Origin of the sequence: Pseudomonas entomophila (assembly GCF_029478665.1) — a bacterium.
In the GTDB taxonomy this organism is placed as follows: Bacteria; Pseudomonadota; Gammaproteobacteria; order Pseudomonadales; family Pseudomonadaceae; genus Aquipseudomonas; species Aquipseudomonas entomophila_F.
Window position 1 is genome coordinate 176495 of record NZ_JARPQB010000015.1, and the last position, 25452, is coordinate 201946.

Below are 25452 nucleotides of genomic sequence, written 5' to 3' on the forward strand. Positions count from 1 at the left end.
CCATCGAAACAGGATCCATGCCATGCACCTTCTGGTAGTCGAAGACGACGACATCGTACGCATGCTGATAGTCGAAGTGCTCGACGAGCTGGGCTACAAGGCCATCGAGGCGGATTGCGCCGCCGCGGCCTTGACGATTCTCGAAGACCCCGGCCAGCCCCTGGCGCTGCTGATGACCGATGTCGGCCTGCCGGACATGCGCGGCGAGGAACTGGCTGGCAAGGCGCGCCAGGCCCGGCCGTCGCTGCCGGTGCTGTTCGCCAGTGGCTATGCCGAAAGCGTCGAGGTGCCCGAGGGCATGCACCTGATCGGCAAGCCGTTCAGCATCGACCAACTGCGGGACAAGGTGGTGGCGATACTGGGTACCGTTTGAACCGTCTGCGTCTGCCCTGTTCGCCGGCAAAGCCGGCTCCTACAGGTAAGCCGCCGGCCGCGAGATCACCAGCGCACTTGTAGGAGCCGGCTTCGCCGGCGAATAGGCCAGTGCCGACAAAACACCTCTCACAGGCCGCTCACAGCTCCCGCCGTAAAAGGTAGGTGTCCATGATCCAACCGTTGCACCGCCGCGCCGCCTCGCGCACTGCGAGGATGCGCGCCTTGACCGCCTGCAACGGCCCCGCCACCAGCAACTCGTCCGCCGTGCCCAGGTAGGCACCCCAATAGATCACCAGTTGCGGATCCTCCAGCGCGGCAAACGCACATGCCCCGTCAAGCATCACCACCACATTGTCGACCCGCGCCAGCTCGCCCAGGCGTCTTCCTGGCAACACGGTCAATGGCTCGCCGATTCGGTTGAGAGGGATCTGGTGCCGGGCCGCCAGGGCCTGCACGCTGCTGATGCCGGGGATGACTTCCAGGGTGAGCGCCACACCCCGCTCACGGACCAGGTCGAGGATGCGCAAGGTGCTGTCATAGAGACCCGGCTCGCCCCAGAGCAGGAAGGCACCGATATCATCGGCGCCCAACTCGTCCTCGATCAGGCGGGCATACAGCACCGCACGCTCGGCGTGCCAATCCTGCACGGCGCCGACATAGTCGGCGGCCTGCCCGTCACGCCGGGGATCCTCGACCTGCACCAGGCGATACCCCCCCTCGGGCAGGTAGCGCTCGAGGATGGCCTTGCGCAGTTGCAGCAAGGCCCCCTTCTCGGCGCCCTTGTCGAGCACGAAGAACACCGTGGCGCGCTGCAGCGCCTCCACGGCTTCGAAGGTGACCTGGCGAGGATCGCCCGGCCCGATGCCGATCAGTAGAAGCTGTTTCATCGCCTGCCTCGCCTGGATGCCGGTGGCCATTGTCGGCCGGCCACCGGTATTTGGCAAAGCAGGCGTCGGTTTTAGAAGATCGAGAAGTTGTAGCTGACGATCACCCGGGTCTCGTCCATGTCGCGCGCCCACTTCTCGTAGTTGCTGCGGTAGGTGGAGTTGCGCAGGCGCACGCTGACATCCTTGAACGTGCCGCTTTGCACCTGGTACTTGAGCTCGCTGTCGCGTTCCCATTCCTTGCCTTCGGCCAGGCTGCCCGGGACCTTGATGTTGTCACCGTTGATGTAGCGGGTGAAGAAGGTCAGGCCAGGCACACCAAGGGCCTTGAAGTCATAGTCGTAGCGCAATTGCCAGGAGCGCTCCTGGGCGGCGGCGAAGTCGTTGACCTGGGCGTAGTTGACCAGGTACGGGTTGGTGCCGTCGAGGTACGGCATGGCACTGTCGCCGAACATGCGCTGCCAGCCGGCGCTGATCTTGTGCCCACCCAGGCTGTACCCCAGCATGCCGCTGAAGGCGCGGTGGTCGATGTGCCCGGCGCGGGCATTGCCGATGTCGTCGCTCTTGATCACCCGCAGGTCGGCCGACAAGGTGCCGACGTCCAGCGGCTGGCTGGCGACCAGGCCGAGGAAGTGCTGGCGATAGATGTTCTCCAGCTTCGACACCTGGTACTGGGCGCTGACCCGGTCGTTGAAGCGGTAGTCGACACCGGCAAGGTCGAAGTGGTCGGCCTCGATATCACAGGCGTAGCGCTTGTTCTTGCAGTGGACGCGAATATCCTGACGATCGGTGGAATCCCGCGCGGTGTACTGGTTCAGGCGCGCCAGGGTGAACTTCAGGTCGCGCACTTCCTCGGAGGTCAGCCAGGCACCATGGAACATGGTCGGCAGCAGGCGGCCGTCGTTGTACTTGAGCAACGGCACATCGGGCATCATCGAACCGTACTTGAACACGGTCTGCGAATACTTCACCTTGCCGGCGATACCCATCTTGGCGTACTGGTCGACGGAATGACGCGGGTTGTGTCCGGAGGACGGCAACAAGCCGCTGTTACTGTCGGCCGGGCTCGAATCCAACTTGTAACCGAGCATCCCCAGCGCGTCCACGCCGAAACCTACCGGGCCCTGGGTATATCCGGACTGGACATTGAGGATGAACCCCTGCGCCCACTCCTCACGCTTTGACGCGCCCTGGCTGGAACTGCTGTGGCCGTCACGGAAATCCCGGTTGAAATAGACATTGCGTGCTTCGACCTTGGCACTGCTGTCTTCAATGAAACCGGCGGCCTGGGCGTTGACACCGGCACACAGGAAGAACAGGCCGGCAACTCGGCGCCCAGGGGCGAGGGGAAAGGGGGCAAACATGCGAGGGAACATCCAAAAGAGGGGCAGAAAACAATCCGAGCAGTCACCTGCATCGGCACTACGGGACAGGCGAAGAGACTTCGACCATCATCTTGGATTTTGCCCCAACGCCTCTAGGGCACGCCATTGGACCATGGTCTAGAACGGTTTGACGAGGGCCGTCCGGGCATTTTCGAATAACGTGCAGGAAACCGGTAAAGTTCCCCACTAATTGATTGAAAGTTTGCTGTTTACCACCCTGCCCGGCACTACTACACTCACGATCAGCGAACAGCAGTCCCCCCCGCGTGGCCAACGTTCAATACAATCTTCATGTTCGTCACGTCATGCCACGGCAGACTTAACAGGAGTGATGACAGTGTCCAGACTTGCAGAGTTTCGTGCTGCCGAAAAAGCGCTTCAGGAACAGATGGCACAATTGGAAGCGCTGAAAAAGGATGCCGGCCTCAAACGCGAAATCGAATTCGAGCAGAAACTAGTCGGCCTGATGAAGAGCTATGACAAGGGCCTGCGCGACATCATCGCGATCCTTGACCCCAAAGGCGCGAGCAAGACCCCCTCCGCCCCCGTCAAGCAGCAACGCCGCCCACGGGTGGTGAAAGTCTACGAGAACCCGCACACCGGCGAGCTGATCGAAACCAAAGGCGGCAACCATCGCGGGTTGAAGGCCTGGAAGGAACAGTACGGCGCACAGACGGTGGAAAGCTGGGTGCGCTGATGAAACATCAACGCGCTCTTCACACTTTTTTCACTTATGCCAGCGCAGTATCGAACCAGCTAAAGGACTAGCGACCCCATCACGCGCCCGCACATGCGGGCCTCTAATTCCAGCGCCCTGCCACCGTGCAGGGCGCTTTCGTTTGCGCTGTCGGCTGACTGCCGTATCATGGCCCATCTCTTTTAGGCCCAGATCCCGGAGTACCCATGAGCCTGCACGACCTGCAACAACTGCCCGGCGTCACTGCCCAGCCGGACACCGCCACCGCCCAGTTCGTCTTCAACCACACCATGCTGCGGGTCAAGGATATCCAGAAGTCCCTGGACTTCTACACCCGCGTGCTGGGCTTCAGCCTGGTGGACAAGCGCGACTTCCCGGAAGCGGAATTCAGCCTGTACTTCCTTGCCCTTGTCGACAAGAAGGACATCCCCGAGGATGACGCCGCGCGCCACCAGTGGATGAAGTCGATCCCTGGCGTGCTCGAGCTCACCCACAACCACGGCACCGAGAACGACCCTGAGTTCGCCTACCACAACGGCAACACCGACCCACGCGGTTTCGGCCACATCTGCATCTCGGTGCCGGACGTGCGCGTCGCCTGCGAGCGCTTCGAGGCGCTGGACGTGCCCTTCCAGAAACGCCTGAGCGACGGCCGCATGAAGCACCTGGCCTTCGTCAAGGACCCGGACGGCTACTGGGTCGAGGTGATCCAGCCGACCGACCTGAAGGACTGACCTTCAACCGTCGCGCTCGTCGGGCGGGGAACCCCCTCCCCCTCGCTGTGGTATATGAAGAAGACGCTTCTTCCATGCCACAGCGAGGTCAGGACGATGCAAACCCTTCACTGTGAATACCGCAAGCACATCATCACCGCCAGCGTGATGCCCCACCCCGACTCGCCCCTGCCCTATGCCGCCGGGTGCCTGATCACCGACCCGCAAGGCCACACCAGCCGGCGCCTGTCGATGCCGATGAAGTTCTTCTCCGACTTGGACAACGCCCAGCACGTATCCCTGGCCCATGGCCGGGCGCTGGTCGATCAACGGCTGGACGAGGGGCATGACACCTTCTGAACAGAACAGCGACGGTCACAACCCCTGTTGACGATAATCCCCTGTAGGAGCGGCTTCAGCCGCGAAGCAGACACCGCGGTGCATGGCACCCGCCGCGCGGGTGATCGCGGGTAAACCCGCTCCTACAGGGCCAACGCGATCACGCCTGCCGGGCAAATGCCACCGCCGCCGCGACCTGCTCGTCACTGGGCCGCACCCCGGTGTACAGCACGAACTGTTCCAGCGCTTGCAAGGCAATGACTTCCAGCCCGGTGATCACGGGTTTGCCCAACGCCTCGGCATGCTGGATCAACGGTGTGCGCGCCGGCATGGCCACCACATCGAATACCCGCTCGGCCGCCGCGATCGCGGTTTCGCTGAACGCCAGCTGATCGGCCTCCACGCCGCCCGCCATGCCGATCGGGGTGACATTGACCAGCAGCGACGGGCAGTGGTCACCCAGTTCCGGCAACCAGCGGTAACCACAGGCCTGCGCCAACTGTCGCCCGGCCGGCTCATTGCGCGCCACGATGATCCCGTCGCGAAAACCCGCATCGCGCAGCGCGCTGGCCACCGCCTTGGCCATGCCGCCACTGCCACGCAGGGCAAAGGCGCTGGCCGGGTCGACCCGATGCCGCGCCAGCAACTGACGCACCGCCAGGTAGTCAGTGTTGTAGGCCTTCAGGCGCCCTTGGGTGTTGACCAAGGTGTTCACCGACGCAATGGCCGCCGCGGACGGGTCGATCTCGTCCACCAGGGCCATGCAGGCCTCCTTGTACGGCATCGACACCCCACACCCGCGGATCCCCAGGGCACGGATGCCCGCCACTGCGCCGGGCAGGTCCTGGGTGGTCATGGCCTTGTAGTAGTAGTCCAGGCCCAACTGCTGGTAGAGGTGGTTATGAAAGCGTACGCCGAACGTGCCCGGGCGCCCGGCCAGGGAAATGCACAGGACGGTATCCCTGCTGGGTGGTGTGCTCATGGCCTGTTTCTCCGCGTGTCGACTGAAACGATTGCGCCAGCGTACCAGACACGACCACCGGTCGCCCCTTACACAACCTTTACCCTCCCCCTGCGAGCACTTGACGGTTACCGGGGTCATAGTAATCAAGCCCCGAGCCTGGGGTTGTCTTGCGAGGATTGGCCATGAACCGTTTCATCCCCGGAATCGCCCTGCTGGTCGGCGCGCTGGCCATCAGCGGGCAGGCATCCGCCCATGGTGGCGGCTGGTATGGCCCGGGCCCGGTGCTCGGCGCGGCAGTGGCGGGCGTGGTGGTCGGCGCGGCGATTTCCGGTGGCCATGACCGTACCGTGTACGTGCAGCAGCAGCCGGTCTACGCACCTGCGCCAGTCTATGTGCAGGCGCCGCCGCCACCGGTCTATTACCAACCCTATGTCGTGGAACGCTACGTACCCGCCCCGCCACCACCGGTCTACCGCCACTACTACGGCCCGCCACCGGTGTACTACGGGCCACCGCGCTGGTGAGCGGCATAGTTGATAAAAGCAATGACCACTATCGAGGACATCGATTTCAAACCCCGAGGGCGTCTGCGTAAGGTAGGGCCATGTTTACAGGAGATGCCCCCATGGCCCCTATCCAGATCATGTCCGTCGTCGGCAGCGCCGTACCGAACAACCTGCGCCAGCAGGGCCTGCTGGCCTGCTGGTACCTGATGCGCAACGGCGAAGCCATCAGCGGCCCGCTGACCACGCGCTCCTCGGCGCAGGCCCTGGCCGACCGGCTGCACGATTCAAGCTTCATCGCCTGACCTGAATTTGTTGTTGTGCGTTGCTCCCTACGCCTCTTGTTGCCCGCCCTTTTCGGCGGGCTTTTTTTTGTTTCTTCAAGGGGTGACAGTTGCCCGACCTCAAGCATCCTGCCCGGCCGCAATGGGTATTTCATGTGTTCAGGATTAAATTTCGTTCACCTTGCGCCCTTTGGATATAAGGCATTCGACAGCCGCTGAACCATACTCCAAAATGCACCGGTTTCTGGGGGAAACCCTTGCACAGCCAACGACATACCAACATTTAGTGAGCCTCAACGTGAAAACTTCCCTGTCCATCCTCAGCCTGCTGCTGTTGCTCACAGGAACCGCGACCCTCCCGTCGACCGCTGCTGCACAACCCCCGGCCCAGATGCAACGAGATCCAAGCAAGCTGCACCTGGCCTCTGGCAGCGCCCTGTTGATCGACCTCAACACCAACCAGGAGCTGTATTCCAGCCACGCCGATCGCGTGCGCCCCATCGCCTCGGTCACCAAGCTGATGACCGCGATGGTCGTGCTCGACGCCAAGCTGCCCATGGACGAAATGCTCAGCATGACCATCGCCAACAACCCCGAGATGAAAGGCGTGTATTCGCGGGTGCGGCTGGGCAGCGAGCTGAACCGCCGCGAAACGTTGCTGATCACCCTGATGTCGTCGGAGAACCGCGCGGCGAACTCGCTGGCCAACCACTACCCCGGTGGCTACGGCGCATTCATCAAGGCGATGAACGCCAAGGCGCGCAGCCTTGGCATGAGCCACACCCGCTATGTCGAACCCACCGGCCTGTCCACGCTCAACGTTTCCACCGCCCAGGACCTGGCCAAGCTGCTGATGGCCTCGCGCAAGTACCCGATGCTGAGCGAGCTGTCGACCACCCGCGAGAAGACCGTGGCGTTCCGCAAGCCCAACTACACGCTGGGCTTCCGTAACACCGACCACCTGGTGAACAAGAGCAACTGGGACATCAAGCTGACCAAGACCGGCTTCACCAACGAGGCGGGCCACTGCCTGGTGCTGTTGACCAGGATGGACAACCGCCCGGTGGCCATGGTCATCCTCGATGCCTACGGCAAGTACACCCACTTCGCCGACGCCAGCCGCATGCGCCAGTGGCTGGAGACCGGCAGCACCAAGCCGGCACCGGCGGTGGCCATGCAGTACAAGAGCGAGCGCCAGGGCCGGGCGCGCGTGGCCCAGGACTGAAAACGACGACGCCCCGCACGAAGCGGGGCGTCTCGACTTCTGTAGGAGCGGCTTCAGCCGCGATGCAGGCAACACGATGCCTGGCACCCGTTTCACGGGTGATCGCGGCTGAAGCCGCTCCTACAGAGATTCCCGGCCCTGTCAGGCCTGGGTGCTGACCATTCCACCGGCACTGCTGCCACCGGACTCGGTCAGGGCCTTGAGCAGTTGCGCGGTGGCCGCCTGGATCTGCCCGCTGAAAAACGACGACGCCCCGCAGGATGCGGGGCGTCTGCCTGTAGGAGCGGCTTCAGCCGCGATGCAGGCAACACGATGCCTGGCACCCGCTACGCGGGTGATCGCGGCTGAAGCCGCTCCTACAGAGATTCCCGGCCTTGTCAGGCCTGGGTGCTGACCATCCCGCCGGCACTGCTGCCACCGGACTCGGTCAGGGCCTTGAGCAGTTGCGCGGTGGCCGCCTGGATCTGCCCGCTGATGGTAGCGATGCTGGCCTGCTTGGCCATGACCATCGGCATCTTGGTGGTCTCGTCCATTTTCTGCGCCATGAGCATGGCCAGCTGTTTCTGCTCTTCAGCCATTTGCTTCTGCAACTGCTTGATCATCTCGCGCAATTGCATGATGTGCCCAGGCTCGCTCGGCTCTTGCTCTGCGGCCTCGGCCTGGCCTGGCGCGCCTTCGGCTTTTACGCCATCGCCTGCCTTGCCACTTTCCTCGGTCTTTTCAGCGTTGTCCGCTTCAGCCGCGCGGACCTGCTCGGCCACTTGCAGGCCTGTGGTCAGCGGCGTCGCGCTGTTGATGCTCATACCGGTGATACCTACCATGTCCCTGATCCTCTTCGGTGGGTCCTTTCGATGCCCTGCTTATCGGCCGCAACGCGCGGAACTTGATGTCCGCCCAGCGATAAATTTGCCCCGCCGCCATTCGTCCACCTGATACCCGAGCCCTGCCCCGGCGAACACGCCCGCCGGCAGGCCGATCCGATCAGCCCTGCAACGAGATGGCAATGACCAAGACCCGTTCCCGCAAAGCCCTGTACATCGGCCTGCCCCTGGCCCTGGCGGTCGCCCTGGGCAGCGCTGCCGGCTATTTCTACTGGCAGCATCAGAACGCCGGCTACCCGCTGAAGATCGTCGAGCAGGCCAAGGGCATGCACGAGCACATGCTCTCGTTCGACGGCCATATCACCGTGCCGCTGACCTTCGGTGCCCACGGCCAGGAAGTGGACAAGGACGGTCCGCACCAGTTCGACCTGGTCAAGGCCGGCAAGGGGCGCCTGTCGGGCGCGGCGCTGACCATCCTCGCCTGGCCGGAAATGTGGAACGGCCCCAACGCCCCGCACAAACCGACCCCCGGCTTCGTCGACGAGGCCCGCCACCAGCAGGAAACGCGCTACCAGATCATCGCCAACATGGTGCGCGACTTCCCCAACCAGGTCGGCATCGCCTACACCCCCGACGACTTCCGCCGCCTCAACGGCGAAGGCAAGTTCGCCGTGTTCATCAGCCTGCTCAACGCCTACCCGCTGGGCGACGACTTGTCGCAGCTCGACTTGTGGGCCAAGCGCGGCATGCGCATGTTCGGCTTCAGCTACATCGGCAACAACGACTGGGCCGACTCGTCGCGGCCAATGCCGTTCTTCAACGACACCGCCGACGCCCTCGGCGGGCTGTCGCCGACCGGCGAGAAAGCCGTGGCCCGGCTCAACGACCTGGGGGTGATCATCGACGTCTCGCAGATGTCGACCCTGGCCCTGGAAGACGTGGCACGCCTGAGCCGAGCGCCGATCGTCGCCTCGCATTCGGCGCCGCGCGGGCTGGTGGACATCCGCCGCAACCTTGGCGACAAGGAGATGAAGCTGATCAAGGACAGCGGCGGCCTGATCCAGGTGGTCGGTTTCAGCGGCTACCTCAAGCCCCTGGGCAAGCCGACCCTGGACAAGCTCGACGCCCTGCGCGCGCGCTTCGACCTGGGGCCGCTGCAGGACCTGAACTACGCCCTGATGCCGGGCGACCCGGCGATCACCATCTGGCCCGAGAAGCGCTTCGGCGAATACGCCAGCAGCCTGTACGGGATCCTCGACGAAGAGCCCAAGGCCACGCTGAAGGCCTACGTCGACGCCATCGACTACACGGTGAAGAAGGTCGGTATCGACCATGTCGGCATCAGCTCCGACTTCAACGAAGGCGGCGGCCTGGACGGCTGGAAGGATGTCAGCGAGATCCGCAACGTCACCGCCGAACTGCTCACCCGCGGCTACAGCGAGACGGACATCGCCAAGCTCTGGGCCGGCAACTTCCTGCGCATCTGGGACCAGGTGCAGAAAGCCGGCCATCCCGTCGCCACCACTCGCTGAACAAGGCCCGCCCCGCATGAACAACCGTCGCACCTTCCTCAAGCAGGCCGGCCTGGTCGCCGCCGCCCTGCCCCTGCTGCCCGATGCCCTGGCGGCCGCGCCCGCCACCGCAGCGCTGAGCGGCCCGGACAAATGGCGCAACCTGCGCGCCCTGTTCCCGCTCGACCCGGAGGTGGCGCACTTCGCCAACTTCCTGGTCACTGCCCACCCGCGCCCGGTGCAGGAGGCCATCGACCGCCACCGCGCCGACCTCGACCGCAACCCCGCCGCGCTGATGGACTGGGAAAGCCAGTACGAATGGAAACGCGAAGGCGAGGTGCGGGACTGGGCGGCGCGCTACCTGGAAGTCGGCCCCCGGCAGATCGCCCTGACCGGCAGCACCACCGAGGGCCTGGCGCTGATCTATGGTGGCCTGCAGGTCAGGCCCGACCAGGAGATCCTGACCACCGTCCACGAGCACTACGCCGCCCACAAGACCCTCGAGTTCCGCACCCTTCGCCAGGGCACCCAGGTGCGCAAGATCCGCCTGTTCGACAAACCCTGGGAACTCTCGGCCGACCAGATCCTCAGCACCATCGACCAGAACATCCGCCCCGAAACCCGCGTGCTGGGCATGACCTGGGTGCATTCGAGCAGCGGCGCCAAGCTGCCGGTGGGCGAGATCGGCGAACTGGTGCGCAAGCACAACCGCGAGCGCAGCGAAGCCGACCGCATCCTCTACGTGGTCGACGGCGTGCACGGTTTCGGCGTGGAGAACGCACGCTTCGCCGACTTCAACTGCGACTACTTCATCGCCGGTGGCCACAAGTGGCTGTTCGGCCCGCGCGGCACGGGCATCATCTGCGCCGCCTCCACCGCCATGGGCAACCTCACCCCCAGCGTCGCCTCCTTCTCCCAGGAAGAGGACTTCGCCACCATCATGACCCCGGGCGGCTACCACGCCTTCGAATACCGCTGGTCATTGGGCGAGGCCTTCAAGCTGCACCTGCAACTGGGCAAGGCCGATGTCCAGGCGCGCATCCACCAGCTCAACAGCCTGCTCAAGGAGCGCCTCGCCGAACACCGCCAGATCGAGGTCGTGACGCCCCGCAGCCCCGAGTTCTCGGCCGGGTTCACCTTCTTCCGGATTCCCGGCAGGAACCCCGATGCCGTCGCCGCCCACCTGGTGCAGAACAAGGTGATGAGCGACGCCGTGTACCGCGACGTCGGCCCGGTGATCCGCCTGGCTCCCAGCCTGCTCAACGATGAGCAGCAGATCGACCGGGTCGTGCGCCTGGTCACCCAGCAACTCTGACCAAGGTTTCCCATGAACGCTATCCTGCCTCGCCTCTCCCTGGCCGCCCTGCTCGCCACCCTCGGCCTGCCGGCACTGGCCGCCGACACCACCACGCCATCCGGCACGGTGTTCCGTGACTGCGCCGGTGTCTGCCCGGAAATGGTCGTGCTGCCGGCCGGCAGCTTCATGATGGGCACCCCCGACGACGAGCCCGGCCGCCAGGACGACGAAGGCCCGCTGCACCTGGTGACCTTCGCCAAGCCCTTCGCCATGAGCCGCTTCCAGGTGACCGCCGGGGAGTGGGACAGCTACCTCAAGCAGAGCGGCGCGAAAGTCGTCGATGGCGATGTGCGCCCCGGCCGCCACTGCACCGCCAGCAAGCCCATGTACAAGCAAGGCCCGCGTCAGCCCGCCGTGTGCATGACCTACTTCGACGTGCAGGACTACGTGGAATGGTTGTCGAAGAAGACCGGCAAGACCTACCGCATGGTCAGCGAGTCCGAACGTGAATATGCCGCCCGCGCCGGCAGCACCGGCCCGTTCCCGTTCCCGCTGGATCCGGACGCCGAGTACGAGATCAGCCGCCATGCGAACGTCTACGGCCCCAAGGACGGCTACAGCTACACCGCCCCCGTGGGCAGCTTCCCGCCCAACGCCTTCGGCCTGTACGACATGCACGGCAATGTCTACGAATGGGTCGCCGACTGCCTGCACGACAGCTACGTCGGCGCACCGACCGACGGCAGCGCCTGGGGCCGCTCCACCCGCCAGGCGGACAGCTGCAAGGTGGTGCAGATCCGCGGCAACGACTGGGGCGAGGCACCGATCTTCTCGCGTTCCGGCAACCGCAATGCGATGACCCCGGCGCGCCCGGGCGACTGGCTCGGTTTCCGGGTGGTGCGTGAGCTCTGAAGGCCCCGCGCCACGCTAAATTGTCCCGCCCGCTCCTCGTCCTATCGATGTACTCCCGCAGCTCGGGGTGGCCGCCGTCGGCGCCCCCCGCCACTTCAAGGAACCGATAGCATGAGCCAGCCCCATACCTCCCAGCAGGTCCACGACCTCATCGGCGTGGGCTTCGGCCCTTCCAACCTGGCCCTGGCCATCGCCCTGGAAGAACTCGCCGAAACCCACGGCCACGCCCTCGACGCGCTGTTCATCGACAAGCAGAACGACTATCGCTGGCACGGCAACACCCTGGCCACCCAGAGCGAGCTGCAGATCTCCTTCCTCAAGGACCTGGTCTCGCTGCGCAACCCCACCAGCCCCTACAGCTTCGTCAACTACTTGCACCAGAAGCAGCGCCTGGCCGACTTCATCAACCTGGGCACCTTCTACCCCTGCCGCCTGGAGTACAACGACTACCTGCGCTGGGCCGCCGAGCACTTCGCCACCCAGGCCCGCTACGGTGAAGAGGTGACCCGCATCGAGCCGGTGCTGGACAACGGCCAGGTGCGCCACCTGCGCGTGGTCTCGCGCAATGCCCAAGGCCATGAACAAACCCGCCTGAGCCGCGCGGTGGTGGTCGGCAGCGGTGGCACGCCCAAGGTGCCGGCCAGCTTCGCCGCGTTCAAGGACGACCCGCGGGTATTCCACCACTCGCGCTACCTGAGCAGCCTGGCCACCCTGCCCTGCACCGAAGGCAAGCCCATGCGCATTGCCATCGTCGGCTCCGGGCAGAGCGCCGCCGAGGCATTCATCGACCTCAACGACAGCTACCCGTCGGTCAAGGTCGACATGATCGTGCGCGCCACCGCCCTCAAGCCGGCCGACGACAGCCCGTTCGTCAACGAGATCTTCGCCCCCGACTACACCGACCTGGTGTTCAACCAGGAGCAGAACGAGCGGCAGAAACTGATCAGCGAGTACCACAACACCAACTACTCGGTGGTCGACATCGACCTGCTCGAGCGCATCTACGGCATCCTCTACCGCCAGAAAGTCGCCCACCAGTACCGCCACGCCGTGCTCTGCCGCCGCCAGGTGCAGGCCGCCGTCGCCACCGCCGACGGCATCGAGCTGACCTTGCAGGACCTGGCCACCCACCAGTCGCAGACCCACCGCTACGACGCGGTGATCCTCGCCACCGGCTACGAGCGCCGCTCCCACCGCGACCTGCTGGCGCCGCTGCAGGGCTACCTCGAGGACTTCAACGTCGCCCGCGACTACCGCGCCCTGGCCAGCCCGGACCTGCAGGCGGCGGTGTACCTGCAAGGCTTCTGCGAGAACAGCCACGGCCTGAGCGACACCCTGCTGTCGGTGCTGCCCAACCGCGCGGCGGAAATCGGCGAGTCGCTGTACCAGGCCCTGGGCCAGGCACGCCTGAGCGGCAGCGGCAGCCTTGCGATCAGCGCCTGAAGGATCACGCCATGAAAACCCCTTCTCGCGGCGCCACCCGCGAACTGCTGGCCTTGCTGCGGCCGTTCTGGCCGCAGGTGACGGCGTCGATCCTGCTGGGCATCCTCGGCGGCTTCAGCGTCACGGTGCTGCTGGCCACCATCAACCGTGGCCTGCACAGTGAAGACGGCCTGAGCCTGGCCCTGGTCGGCGCGTTCGCCGGGCTGTGCGTGCTGGCCCTGCTGGGCTCGATCTTCTCCGACATCGGCAGCAACCGGGTCGGCCAGCAGATCATCGCCAACCTGCGCCGCAGCCTGGGCGAAAAGGTGCTCAGCGCCCCCATCGCGCAGATCGAACGCTACCGCAGCCATCGCCTGATCCCGGTGCTGACCCACGACATCGACACCATCAGCTCGTTCGCCTTCGCCTTCGCGCCGCTGGCCATCTCGGTCACGGTGGTGCTTGGCTGCATGGCCTACCTGGCACTGCTGTCGCTGCCGATGTTCCTGCTGATGCTGGTGGCCATCGGTGTCGGCACCGTGGTCCAGTACATCGCCCGCGCCCGCGGCATCCAGGGCTTCATCGATGCCCGCGAAGCCGAGGACGCGTTGCAGAAGCACTACCAGGCCATCGCCGAGGGCGCCAAGGAGCTGCGCATCCACCGCTCGCGCCGCCAACGCATGTTCGTCGACGGCATCCAGGCCACCGCCGAGCGGATCCGCGACAAGCAGGTGCGCTCGGTCAACACCTTCGTGGTGGCCAAGAGCCTGGGCTCGATGCTGTTCTTCGTGGTGATCGGCCTGGCCCTGGCCTTGCAGTCATTGTGGCCGAGCAGCGACAAGGCGGTCATGAGCGGGTTCGTGCTGGTGCTGCTGTACATGAAAGGCCCGCTGGAGCACCTGGTCAGCACCCTGCCGATCGTCAGCCGGGCGCAGATCGCCTTTCGCCGCATCGCCGAATTGTCCGAGCAGTTCTCCTCGCCGGAGCCTCACCTGCTGCTGACCGACCGCGAGCCGCCCAAGGTGCAGGTCGAGCGCCTGCAACTGGTCGATGTGCACCACAGCTACCCGGTGGCCGATGGCGGTACCCCTTTCAAGCTGGGGCCGGTGAACCTCGACATCGCCCAGGGCGACATCGTGTTCATCGTCGGTGAGAACGGCGGCGGCAAGACCACCCTGATCAAGCTGCTGCTGGGCCTGTACCCGCCACAGCAGGGGCAGGTGCTGCTCAACGGCGAGGTGGTCGGCGACCGCGAGCGGGACGACTATCGCCAGCTGTTCACCACCATCTTCGCCGACTACTACCTGTTCGACGACCTGGTCAACGATGGCCCCGCGGTGCCGGCCAACGCCGTGCAGTATCTCGAGCGCCTGGAAATCGACCACAAGGTGTCGATCCGCGACGGCGCCTTCACCACCACCGACCTGTCCACCGGGCAACGCAAGCGCCTGGCCCTGGTCAGTGCCTGGATCGAGGGGCGCCCGGTGCTGGTGTTCGACGAATGGGCGGCCGACCAGGACCCGGCGTTCCGCCGCGTGTTCTACACCGAGATCCTGCCGGACCTCAAACGCCAGGGCCGCACCCTGATCGTCATCTCCCACGACGACCGCTACTTCGATGTCGCCGACCAGATCGTGCGCATGGAAAACGGCCGCGTCATCTGCGAGCCCCAGCCCGCCTGACCAGGCGGCTGGCGCTCGCGCCTAAATAAAAATATTTCGCAAATGCCATCCGGTTTCACGGCACTGCAACGTCTCACTTAAAGCCAATGCTAATAATTCCCACTTAACACACACTCCACGAGCTATAACGATGTCGACACTCAGTGACTTCACGCCCCTGGCCAAAGCCTTGCTGTTGCGCCACTCCTTGCGTCGCACCCTGCCCGTCGCCCTGATGGGCATTACCTTGGGCTTGCCTGTGGCAGGCCTGGCCCAGGCCCAGGAATACGATGTCGATATCGCCGCCCAGAGCCTGCCGGGCGCGCTCAAGCAACTGGCCGACCAGACCAACCTGCAGGTGCTGTACAGCCCGGACGATGTCCAGGGCGTGCGCAGCAGCGCGGTACGCGGCCACCTCTCGGCCCAGGCCGCCGCCGCCGGCCTGCTGCGCGGCACCGGGGTGCGCTACAGCCTGGACGGCAACACCCTGACCTTGCAAAGCAACGACAGCAGCGCCGCGGTGACCCTCGACCCGAGCGTGATCAACGCCAAGGGCCAGGAGAACCCCTACGGCCCGGTCGAAGGCTACATCGCCTCGCGCTCGACCACCGCCACCAAGACCGACACCTCGCTGATGGAAACCCCGCAGTCGATCTCGGTGATCACCCGCGACCGCATGACTGCCCAGGGCGCGCAGACCGTCAGCGACAGCCTGGCCTACACCGCGGGCGTCTATTCCAACGTCGCCGGCAACAACCCGACCGACAACACCATCATGGTCCGCGGTTTCCAGCAGATCAACGCCAACGCCTACACCGACGGCCTGCGCAACAACCAGGTCGGCTACTACTCGCCAGAGACCTACGGCATGGAGCGCATCGAAGTGCTCAAGGGCCCGGCATCGGTGATGTACGGCCAAGGCTCGCCAGGCGGCACGCTGAACTTCGTGTCGAAGCGCCCGACCTTCAGCCCGCACCATGAAATGGGCATTTCCGGCGGCAGCAACGACCGCGCCCAGGCCTACATGGACATCGGCGACGTGCTGGACGAGCAGAAGACCCTCAGCTACCGCCTGGTCGCGCTGGGCCGCGACGCCAACAGCAGCATCGACTACATCAAGGATGACCGGGTCTACATCGCCCCCAGCCTGACCTGGGCGCCGAACGAAGACACCAGCCTGACCCTGCTGACCTCCTACCAGCGCAACAAGAACCTGTTCACCAGCAACCTGCCCTACTCGCTGTTCGACGGTTCCAACCCCAATGGCAAGCTGCCGCGCCACCGTTCGCTGAACGAGCCCGGTTTCGACGCCGAGAAGGCCGAGCAGACCAGCGTGGGCTACGAGCTGACGCACAACCTCAGCGACAGCTGGACCTTCAAGCAGAACTTCCGCTACACCCACTTCACCGGCTACGAGCACCAGCTGTACCGCAACAGTGGCGTGATCAACGGCAACACCATCAACCGCTACTACCAGCTGCGCGACTACGAGAACGACAACTACGCCATCGACAACCAGCTGGTCGGCAAATTCGCCACCGGCGAGCTCGAGCACACCTTGCTGATGGGCACCGACTACCAGCACGGCAAGCGCAGCGCCTTCACCCAGACCGGCAACGCGCCGTCGATCAACATCTACAACCCTGATCGCAGCGTGGTCATCGACACCTCGCGCTACACCAGCCTGCTCAGCACCTCGGAGAAGAACCGCCAGCTCGGTGTCTACCTGCAGGACCAGATCAAGTTCGGCAACTGGATCGCCTCGCTGGGCGGCCGTTACGACTGGGCCAGCCTGGACACCCGCAACCGCCTGCAGAATACCAAGCAGAGCACCGACGCCGAGGACTTCACCGGCCGTGTCGGCCTGGGCTACCTGTTCGACTTCGGGCTGTTCCCCTACATCAGCTACACCGAGTCGTTCCTGCCCACCAGCGGCACCACCGCCAGTGGCTCGCAGTTCGAACCCGAGACCGCCAAGCAGTACGAGATCGGCGTGAAGTACCAGCCCAACGGCTCGCAGAGCTACGTGACCCTGTCGGCCTTCGACCTGCGTCGGCAGAACGTGCTGACCACCGACGTGAGCAACCCGTCGTTCAGCGTCCAGGAAGGTGAAGTCACCTCGCGCGGCGTCGAGCTGGAAGGTGTGTTCAAGCCGGTCGAAGGCCTGAACGTGATCTCCTCCTACTCGGTGACCGATGTCGAAGTGACCAAGGACAACCCGAACGTCGCCGGCATCAGCAACAAGGGCAAGACCCCGGTGCGCATTCCCAAGCACCTGGCTTCGCTGTGGGTCGACTACACCCTGCAGGGCGGCCCGCTGGCCGGCCTGGGCTTCGGCGTCGGCGCCCGCTACACCGGCTCGACCTACGGCGACGCGCAGAACACCTTCAAGGTGCCGGACTACACCCTGGTCGACGCCATGATCAGCTACGACTTCGGCAAGGCCGACCGCAGCCTGGAAGGCCTGAAGGCGTCGGTCAACGTCAAGAACCTCACCGACAAGTACTATGTGGCGGGCTGCTTCGCGACCGTCGGCTGCCTGCTGGGTGCCGAGCGTACCGTGACTGCGGACCTCACCTACAAGTGGTGATCGGTGTGTTTGGGGTCTAGTGCCCTGGATGTGAAAAAGCCCCTTTGCCAGTCGCTGGCAAAGGGGCTTTTTCGTGGGATGTGCTCGGCGCATCGCGGATGAATCCGCTCCTACACAGGCCGTCGATATCGCTGCGCCTGTACATCCGCGATGCGCCGCATATCGGCGCCCGACAAACCCTGAAAATGTTCCCCCCATCTCCTCCAGGGCACTACCACTAGGCTGGACCATGACCCCCCTCATGGACGCCCCTCATGCCCACTCCCCAAGGCAGCCAGCTCCGCCGCGGCAGGTACTCGGAGCCCGGCAGGCTCTATGTACTGACCACCGTCACCCACCACCGCCAGCCCCTGTTCCTCAACCTCCACCACGCCCGAACGGCCATCCGATTCCTGCGCCAGGCCGACCAGGAAGGCCAGTGCCGATCACTGGCCTGGGTAGTGATGCCCGATCACATTCATTGGCTGGTCGAATTGAAAGCGGCGTCGCTGAGTACATTGATGCGTTATTTCAAGGCGCGATCGAGTCATGCGCTGCGCAAGGCCGGAGTCAGTTCGTTACCCGTCTGGCAGGCCGGTTTTCACGACCGGGCATTGCGCCGGGAAGAGGATGTGGTGATGGTCGCGAGGTACATCGTTGCCAATCCGCTGAGAGCGGGATTGGTGGAGAAGGTAGGTAAATACCCGCACTGGGATGCGGTCTGGGTGTAACTGTTGAGCGCCGCTCTGCGCCGCATCGCGGATGAATCCGCTCCTACAGGCAGGCGCTGTTGTAGGAGCGGATTCATCCGCGATGCGGCGCAAAGCGGCGCTCGGTATCAGCAGCGCCGGAAAAGCCACTCCAAAGCCCGGTCATAAATCCCCTGCACCTCCGGCACCATGCCAGACATGCGCAGGAAATCATGGGTCAACTGCGGCTGCAAATCGAGGGTCACCTCGGTGCCGCTGGCCCGCAGCCGCTCGGCCCAGGCCAGCCCCTCGTCATACAGCGGATCATGCCCGGCCAGGCTGACGAAGCTGGGCACCTGCGCCGGCAGCTGCTCGATCAACAACGGCGAGGCCCGCCAGTCCAGGCGCTGCTGCGGGTCGACCAGGTACAGGTCGTAGAACCAGCGCAGGGTCGCGCTTTCCAGCAGGTAACCCTCGGCATAGCGGACATGGGAGTCACGCTCGCGGCTGGTGTCGGTCACCGGATAGAACAGCAGCTGGGCGACAGGCGCCAGACGCGTTTCCCCCCTTTGGGCCGCCAACGCCAATACCGTGGCCAAGGTGGCGCCAACGCTGTCGCCGGCCACCGCCACCCGCGCGGTGTCCAGGCCCAGCGTCGCGGCTTGGGCGGCCAACCAGTCAGCCACATCCAGCACATCATTGCTGGCCGTGGGAAAACGCTGCTCCGGCGCCAGGCGGTAGTCCGCCGCCAGCACCGCGAAACGGCCATCGGCCGCCAGGCGGCGGCACACCGAGTCATGGGAGTCCAGGCTGCCGACGACATAACCACCGCCGTGCAGGTAGAGAATGGCCGGCTGCGCCGCCGGGCGCGGGCCTTCACCGCGGTACAGGCGCGCCGCCAGCGTGGCGCCGTCGCGCGCGACGATACTCAGTTCGGTCACCTTGAGCGCCGCGGGCGGGCTCGGGTCGAGAATGGCCGAGCTGCTGGCGAATTCGCGGCGGGCCTGCTCGACGCTCAGTTGGTGCATCGGCTGGCTGTTGCCCATCAATCGCCCCATTTCCACCAGTTCGAGAAAGCCGGCAAGGTCGGGATGCAGAGACATGTTGGTTCCTTACGCAATAAGTGCGGGCCCCGTCGCCAGGGCCCGAGAAGATCAACCGGCGACAGGCTCGGGCTCGCCGAGCAGTTGGGTCAGCTGGGCCAGCAGGCCCGGATCGCGCAACAGCTCGAAGTGGCCGGCCTGGACCGTATGGCTGGCGGCCAGCGCGCCGAAGCCCGCCTCGAAGCCCTGCCGCGCGGACAAGGCAACACTCGCCGCCCACCAGCAGTGCGTCTCGCAGTCCAGCGCCGGCAGAGGCGCCAGGCGCAGGCTGAGGGCTTTCAGGCGCATGGCCACCTGGAACACATGGGCCAGTTCCTGGGCGTCGAAGCGTGGCTGCACGGGCGCCTGGGCCAGGCAAGTCCGGATGGCCTGCGTCAACACCGATTCGTCCGGCATCGCGGCCGCCTCGAGCCCCGGCAAGGCTTGTGGCCGATGACCACAGACCACCCCGAGGAACGCCAGCAGGTCCTCACGGTAGTCCTGTGGCGCGTCCCCACCTTCACCCGGCAGGTAGCTGTCCACCAGGCCGACCATGGCCACCTCCTGGCCCTGACGACGCAGTTCCTCGGCCACCAGCACCGCGAGGCTGCCGCCCAGCGACCAGCCCAGCAGATGGTAAGGGCCATCGGCCTGTTTCTGGCGAATGTACTGGGCATAGTCGATGGCCATCGCTTCCAGCGACTCATCCTGCCAACCACGGTCGAGCAGCATGCGGCATTGCAGGCCGAAGACGCTGCGCTTGCCCTCCAGCAGGCGGGCCAGCGGCTCGTAGTCGAACACCGTGCCGAAACCGGCGTGCAGGCAGAACAGCGCCGGCACGTCGGTCATTCGCCGGTTGAGCGACAGCACCGGGTCCAGCGCCAGGTCGTCGGCACTGTAGCCCGACAGCTCGCCGATGGTCGGCCGGGCCATCAGGTCGCGCAGCTTGAGGTCCAGCCCCAGGCCGCTGGCGCGCACCTTGGTCAGCACCTTGAGGATACGCAGCGAGTCGCCGCCGAGTTCGAAGAAGTTGTCGGTCACGCCCACCTGCGCCACCTCCAGCACCTCCTGCCAGATTACTGCCAGGGCCGCTTCCATGGCATTGCGCGGCGCCAGGTACTCGCGACGCTTGAAGTCCGGGTCCGGCAGGGCCTTGCGGTCGACCTTGCCGTTGGGGTTGAGCGGCAACGCCTCGAGCACCAGCAACTGGCTCGGCACCATGTAGTCGGGCAGTTCGGCCTGCAGCGCGCCGCGCAACTGCTCGGCCAGCCCCTCGCGGGCGTCGGCGACCACATAGCCGACCAGTTGCTTGCCACCTTGAGTGTCACGGGCCACCACCACCGCGTCGCGCACCGGCGCCATGGCGCGCAGGCGTGCCTCGATCTCGCCCAGCTCGATGCGGAAACCGCGCACCTTGACCTGATGGTCCAGGCGCCCGAGGTAGTCGATCACGCCATCCGGGCGCTGGCGCACCAGGTCGCCGGAACGGTACAGCCGCCCGCCATCGCCAAACGGGTCGGCGATGAAGCGTTCGGCGCTCAGGCCTGGGCGCTGGTGGTAACCGCGGGCCAGCCCTTCGCCACCGATGTACAGCTCGCCCGCCACGCCGACCGGCACCGGGTTGAGCTGATTGTCCAGCACATACAGGGTGCGTTCGCCGACCCGCACGCCGATCGGCGCGTACACCGCCTCGCAGCGCTGGTCGACGTTCACCTTCCACAACAGCGGCGTGACCACCGTCTCGGTCGGCCCGTAGCCATTGGTCAGGCAGCGCGGCTTGAGCACGCGCTTGACCCGTTCGAAGTTGGCCTCGGCCACCGCGTCGCCGCCAAAGCAGTAGATGTCCACCGGTGGCGCCTCGCGCCCCTCACCAAACTCGGCCAGTTGCTGCAGGTAGGCCGGTGGGAAGCAAGCGATGCTGATGCGCTGCGCGTGCAGGGCCTGCCAGGTCTCCTCCGGGGTCCACAGGCGGTTGTCGCGGATCACCAGGCAACCGCCGCACAGCAGCGTCGACAGCCAGCGCTCCTGGGCACCGTCGAAGGCAAACGACATGAACAGCAGCTCGCGGGTTTGCGCGTTCATCTCGTAACGCTCGGCGATGGCCTGGCAGTGCATGCGGATCGGCCCGTGGGCCACCGCCACGCCCTTGGGCTTGCCGGTGGAGCCGGAGGTGTAGATCAGGTACGCCAGGTTGTCGGCCTGAGCGCGGGACGCCGGGCAGTGCTCGGGCTCGCCTGACAGGTCCAGGTCGTCCAGCGTAAGCACCAGGCCGCTGGCTGGCTGCCCCAGGCGCTCCAGCACCCGCTGTTCGCTCAGCAGCACGCTCATGGCCGAGTCTTCGACGATCCAGTTGAAGCGTTCGCGCGGATAATCGACATCCAGCGGCACATAGGCCGCGCCGGTCTTCATCACCGCGTAGAAGGCCACGATCACCTCGACCGAACGCTCCAGGGCGACGCCCACGAACATCTCCGGGCCGACCCCTTCGGCGATCAGCCGGTGGGCCAGGCGATTGGCGCGCATTTCGAGTTCGGCGTAGCTCATCTGCCGGTCGCCACAGACCAGCGCCGGAGCCTGTGGTTGCAAGGCCACATGGCGGGCGATCAGCTCAGCCAGCAACGCGCCTTGGCCAGCCGTCGCCGCCAGCTGGTTGTCCAGCTCCAGCTGGCGTTGCTGCGCGGCGTCGAGGGTCGCCAGGCTGCCCAGCGTGGCCTGCGGCGTTTCGATCAGCGCCTGCAGCAGCACCTCGAAGCTCGCCATGACCTGGGCGCAGGACGCTTCACTGAAGCGGTTGCGCAGGTAGAGGAACTCGATGCTCAGGGTGTCGTTCAGGTGGACCGCGAGGTCCATGGCGTAGTTGGTGACGTCCCGCCCGGTCACGGCACCGAATTGCAGGGTGCTGTCGCCGCTTTCCTTGAGGCGCTCGTCGATCGGGTAGTTCTCGAACACGATGATGCTGTCGAACAAGCCCTGGGCACCCTGCCCCGACCAGCGCTGGATATCCGCCAGCGCGGTGTGCTCGTGGTCGCGTGCTTCCAGGTTGTGGGTCTGCAAGGCTTGCAGCCACTGCGCGGCGACCTGCTCCGGGCGCGGCGCCTGGATGATCGGCAAGGTATTGATGAACAGCCCGAGCATCTCGTCGGCGCCGTCCAACTGCGCCGGACGGCCGGCGACGATGGCGCCGAAGCACACGCTCTGCTGGCCGGTGAAGCGCTGCAACAGCAGTGACCAGGCACCCTGCACCAGGGTGTTGGGCGTGACGCGCAGGGCGCGGGCCTGTTCACGCAGGCGCGCGGTGCGGCGGGTATCCCATTTCAGGTACAGCGCGGCATGCCCACTGAGCCCCGGCGGCGGCGCCGGCAGGCTGGCGGCCAGGCTGGTGGTGCCCTCCACCGTTTGCAGGCGGGCCTTCCAGAACGCCTCCTGGGCGGCGGCCGGCTGGGCCTGCAACCAGGCGATGTAGTCACGGTAATGGCCACGGCGCGGCGCCGGGGCCTGGCCGCCATAGACCTGGAACACTTCACCGAGCAGGCGCGACTTGCTCCAGCCGTCCATGAGGATGTGGTGGCTGGTCCAGATCAGTTGGTGGCGATCCTCGCCCAGGCGCACCAGGGTCAGGCGCATCAGCGGCGCGGCCAGCAGGTCGAAGCCCGCGGCGCAATCCGCCGCGGCCAGCGCCTGCAGGTCCTGCTCGCTGACCGTGCGCTGGCGCCAGTCCAGGCGCTGCACCGCCAGGCGCGCCTGGCGATGGACCAGCTGCAGCGGCTCGCCCAGGGCGGCGTCGCTCCAGAAACCGGTGCGCAGGATCTCGTGGCGGCCGATCACCTGCTCCCAAGCCCCCACGAACGCCTCCGCGTCCAGCCCGTCCACGGCCACGCTGGTCTGGTTGATGTACAGGTCATCGCCACCCGCTTCCAGGGTGTGGAACAGCATGCCCTGCTGCATCGGCGACAGCGGGTACAGGTCCTCGACCTGCTCGAGCGCCACGGGCAGGCGATCGAGCTGGGCCTGGCTGACCTGCGCCAGGGGGAAGTCCGAAGGCGTGACACCCCGCTGCCCGGGCGTCAGGCAGTGCTCGATCAGCGCGCGCAGCTGGCTGGCGTAGTCGTCGGCCAGGGCTTGCACCGTGGCGTCGTCGAACATCGCCTGGCTGAAGGTCCAGGCCAGGTTGAGCTCGCCGCCGTAGACCTGGCCGTTGATCGACAGCCAGTTGTTCAGCGGCGCAGCTTCGTCCTGGTCAGGGGCCAGGCGCTCGCCACGGGGCACGAACAAGGCGTCGTCGGCCGCCGCGAAGCTGCCGTCGAACTGCCCCAGGTAGTTGAACGTGACCCGTGGCACGGGCAGTGCCGCCAGGCGCTCGCGCAGCGCCGGGCTGCCCAGGTGGCGCAGGATGCCGAAGCCGATGCCCTTGTCCGGCACGCCGCGCAGCTGCTCCTTGATGGCCTTGATCGAGGTGGCCCACTGCGGGTCCGGGCTCAGGCGCAGCGGGTAGAGGCTGGAGAACCAGCCCACGGTACGGCTCAAGTCCAGCGTCGGCGACAGGTCCTCGCGGCCATGGCCTTCGAGCTGGATCAGCGCATGGCGCTGGCCGCTCCAGTGGGTCAGCGTGCGCGCCAGGGCGGCCAGCAGCAGGTCGTTGACCTGGGTACGGTAGGCTTTAGGCGCCTGCTGCAGCAGCTGGCGGGTCAGCTCGGCGTCGAGGTGGGTAGTGACGCTGGCGCGGTGGCGGTTGGCCAGGCTGCCGCTCGGGCGTTCGCACGGCAGATCGCGCGGGGCGTCCTGCAACTGGGCCGACCAGTAGTCCGCCTCGCCTGCCTGTTCAAGGGTGCTGGCATGGGATGCGAGGAAGGCGGCCCAGTCGCGCACGGCGCTGGTCTTGGCCGGCAGCTTGGCTGGCGCGCCGCGCTGGAATTGACGGCAGAGCGTCTGCAGGTCTTCGAGCAGAATGCGCCAAGACACACCGTCGACCACCAGGTGGTGGATCACCAGCAGCAGCTGCTGCCCGCCTTCGCCGTTCGACAGCAGGACAGCCCGCAGCAACTGCCCATGCCGCAGATCCAGGCTGCGTTGCGCTTGCAGGGCCAGCACCCTGTTGTGCTCCGGTGTTTGCACAGGCGCTTGCCAGAGCAGCGGCGCCTGCTGCCAGTGCGCTTCAAGGGCTTCCAGCGGAACATGGCTGGCCTGCCCCTGCCCGCCTTCGCTGACAAAGCGCAGGCGCAAGGCGTCATGTTGCATGACCAGCGTACGCAAGGCGCGCTCAAGCAGCTCAGGCTCCAGCGGCTGGCGCAGTTCCAGCAGTACTGACTGGTTCCAGTGCTGGCGCTCGGCAATGTCCAGGGCGAAGAATTCGGCCTGGATCGGCACCAGCGCAGTGTCGCCCGTCACCGGGCCCTGGTCGATCGCCAGCGCCTGCTGGGTGCTGGCCACCGCCGCCAGGGCGGCGATGGTCTGGTGCTTGAAGACATCGCGCGGGGTGAGGTTCAGGCCTTGCTGGCGTGCTCGCCCGACCATCTGGATGGAGACGATCGAATCGCCGCCCAGGCCGAAGAAGTTGTCCTGGCGGCCGACCTGCTCCAGGCCCAGCAAGCCCTGCCAGATGGTCGCCAGCACCTGTTCGGCGGCCGTGGCGGGCGCCTCGTAGTCAGTGCTCGGCGCCACCGGCTCGGGCGCGGGCAAGGCCTTGCGGTCCAGCTTGCCGTTGGGGCTCAAGGGCATGCGTTCGAGCACGATGAACTGCGCCGGGACCATGTAGTCCGGCAACTGTTCGAGCAAGTGCGCGCCCAATTGACTGGCGCTCGGCACTTCGCTGGCAACCGGTACCACATAGGCCACCAGTTGCTTGCCGTGGCGTCCGTCGCAGGCGATCACCACCGCCTCGCGCAGCTGGCCTTGCTCCAGCAGGCGTGCCTCGATCTCACCCAGCTCGATGCGCAGACCGCGGATCTTCACCTGGTGGTCGATGCGCCCGGCGTACTCGATCACCCCGTCGGCGCGGTAACGCGCCAGGTCGCCGGTGCGGTACAGGCGCTCACCACCGAACGGGCTGGCGACGAAACGCTCGGCGGTCAGCGCCGGGCGGCGGTGGTAACCGCGTGCCAGGCCCACGCCACCGAGGTACA

The 25452-nt window shown here is 65.8% G+C and carries 20 protein-coding genes; 14 read left to right on the forward strand and 6 right to left on the reverse strand.

What is annotated here, in order from left to right; genetic code table 11:
* The first annotated feature begins 22 nt into the window (after positions 1-22).
* Entirely contained in the window at positions 23-373 is a 351-nt protein-coding gene (locus tag P5705_RS10600; RefSeq protein WP_277460794.1) for a response regulator, read from the forward strand.
* A 139-nt stretch (positions 374-512) separates the two neighbouring features.
* On the opposite strand, the gene cobF is transcribed toward P5705_RS10600, so the two are convergent.
* Both cobF and P5705_RS10610 read right to left on the reverse strand, forming a co-directional pair.
* Positions 513-1262 (reverse strand): precorrin-6A synthase (deacetylating), encoded by a 750-nt coding sequence (gene cobF, locus P5705_RS10605; protein WP_277460795.1) that lies wholly within the window; start codon positions 1260-1262, stop codon positions 513-515.
* Between the two features lie 71 nt (positions 1263-1333).
* Positions 1334-2623 (reverse strand): OprD family porin, encoded by a 1290-nt coding sequence (locus P5705_RS10610; RefSeq protein WP_277460796.1) that lies wholly within the window; start codon positions 2621-2623, stop codon positions 1334-1336.
* A gap of 358 nt (positions 2624-2981) precedes the next feature.
* On the opposite strand from P5705_RS10610, the gene P5705_RS10615 reads away from it, so the two are divergent.
* The 3 genes from P5705_RS10615 (at position 2982) to P5705_RS10625 (ending at position 4414) form a co-directional block, all read left to right on the forward strand.
* Entirely contained in the window at positions 2982-3341 is a 360-nt protein-coding gene (locus P5705_RS10615) for a histone-like nucleoid-structuring protein, MvaT/MvaU family (RefSeq protein ID WP_277460797.1), read from the forward strand.
* A gap of 206 nt (positions 3342-3547) precedes the next feature.
* On the forward strand, positions 3548-4075 hold the full coding sequence (gloA, locus tag P5705_RS10620; RefSeq protein WP_277460798.1) for a lactoylglutathione lyase: 528 nt from the start codon (positions 3548-3550) through the stop codon (positions 4073-4075).
* A gap of 96 nt (positions 4076-4171) precedes the next feature.
* Positions 4172-4414 carry a hypothetical protein gene (locus P5705_RS10625; protein ID WP_011534359.1) on the forward strand — a complete coding sequence of 81 codons (243 nt, stop codon included), beginning with the start codon at positions 4172-4174 and terminating at the stop codon, positions 4412-4414.
* Positions 4415-4553: 139 nt separating this feature from the next.
* On the opposite strand, the gene P5705_RS10630 is transcribed toward P5705_RS10625, so the two are convergent.
* A complete protein-coding gene (locus P5705_RS10630; RefSeq protein WP_277460799.1) occupies positions 4554-5375 on the reverse strand; it encodes a shikimate 5-dehydrogenase in 822 nt (273 codons plus the stop codon).
* A gap of 164 nt (positions 5376-5539) precedes the next feature.
* On the opposite strand from P5705_RS10630, the gene P5705_RS10635 reads away from it, so the two are divergent.
* From P5705_RS10635 to pbpG, 3 genes are all read left to right on the forward strand, one after another.
* Entirely contained in the window at positions 5540-5881 is a 342-nt protein-coding gene (locus P5705_RS10635; RefSeq protein ID WP_277460801.1) for a hypothetical protein, read from the forward strand.
* 101 nt (positions 5882-5982) lie between these two features.
* Positions 5983-6165: a hypothetical protein gene (locus P5705_RS10640; RefSeq protein WP_011534362.1), complete on the forward strand. Its 183-nt coding sequence runs from the start codon at positions 5983-5985 to the stop codon at positions 6163-6165.
* A gap of 277 nt (positions 6166-6442) precedes the next feature.
* Positions 6443-7369 carry a D-alanyl-D-alanine endopeptidase gene (gene pbpG / locus P5705_RS10645; protein ID WP_011534364.1) on the forward strand — a complete coding sequence of 309 codons (927 nt, stop codon included), beginning with the start codon at positions 6443-6445 and terminating at the stop codon, positions 7367-7369.
* Between the two features lie 377 nt (positions 7370-7746).
* On the opposite strand, the gene P5705_RS10650 is transcribed toward pbpG, so the two are convergent.
* Positions 7747-8190: a hypothetical protein gene (locus P5705_RS10650; RefSeq protein WP_277460802.1), complete on the reverse strand. Its 444-nt coding sequence runs from the start codon at positions 8188-8190 to the stop codon at positions 7747-7749.
* Between the two features lie 182 nt (positions 8191-8372).
* On the opposite strand from P5705_RS10650, the gene pvdM reads away from it, so the two are divergent.
* From pvdM to P5705_RS10685, 7 genes are all read left to right on the forward strand, one after another.
* The gene (gene pvdM, locus P5705_RS10655; protein WP_277460803.1) at positions 8373-9722 is read left to right on the forward strand and encodes a pyoverdine-tailoring dipeptidase-like protein PvdM; all 1350 of its coding nucleotides are present in this window, start codon (positions 8373-8375) and stop codon (positions 9720-9722) included.
* A gap of 16 nt (positions 9723-9738) precedes the next feature.
* Complete coding sequence (locus P5705_RS10660; RefSeq protein WP_277460804.1) at positions 9739-11016, forward strand: aminotransferase class V-fold PLP-dependent enzyme; 1278 nt, start codon at positions 9739-9741, stop codon at positions 11014-11016.
* Positions 11017-11028: 12 nt separating this feature from the next.
* A complete protein-coding gene (locus P5705_RS10665; RefSeq protein ID WP_277460805.1) occupies positions 11029-11910 on the forward strand; it encodes a formylglycine-generating enzyme family protein in 882 nt (293 codons plus the stop codon).
* A 111-nt stretch (positions 11911-12021) separates the two neighbouring features.
* The gene (locus tag P5705_RS10670; protein ID WP_277460806.1) at positions 12022-13353 is read left to right on the forward strand and encodes a lysine N(6)-hydroxylase/L-ornithine N(5)-oxygenase family protein; all 1332 of its coding nucleotides are present in this window, start codon (positions 12022-12024) and stop codon (positions 13351-13353) included.
* A gap of 11 nt (positions 13354-13364) precedes the next feature.
* A complete protein-coding gene (locus P5705_RS10675) occupies positions 13365-15014 on the forward strand; it encodes a cyclic peptide export ABC transporter (protein ID WP_277460808.1) in 1650 nt (549 codons plus the stop codon).
* A gap of 130 nt (positions 15015-15144) precedes the next feature.
* Positions 15145-17583, forward strand: coding sequence for a TonB-dependent siderophore receptor (locus P5705_RS10680; RefSeq protein ID WP_277460809.1), 2439 nt, complete (start codon positions 15145-15147; stop codon positions 17581-17583).
* Positions 17584-17837: 254 nt separating this feature from the next.
* Complete coding sequence (locus tag P5705_RS10685; protein ID WP_277460811.1) at positions 17838-18293, forward strand: REP-associated tyrosine transposase; 456 nt, start codon at positions 17838-17840, stop codon at positions 18291-18293.
* 107 nt (positions 18294-18400) lie between these two features.
* On the opposite strand, the gene P5705_RS10690 is transcribed toward P5705_RS10685, so the two are convergent.
* Together P5705_RS10690 and P5705_RS10695 are read right to left on the reverse strand one after the other, a co-directional pair.
* Entirely contained in the window at positions 18401-19354 is a 954-nt protein-coding gene (locus P5705_RS10690) for an alpha/beta hydrolase (protein WP_277460812.1), read from the reverse strand.
* Positions 19355-19405: 51 nt separating this feature from the next.
* Positions 19406-25452: non-ribosomal peptide synthetase (locus tag P5705_RS10695; RefSeq protein ID WP_277460813.1), on the reverse strand; the 6047-nt coding region annotated here is incomplete at its 5' end.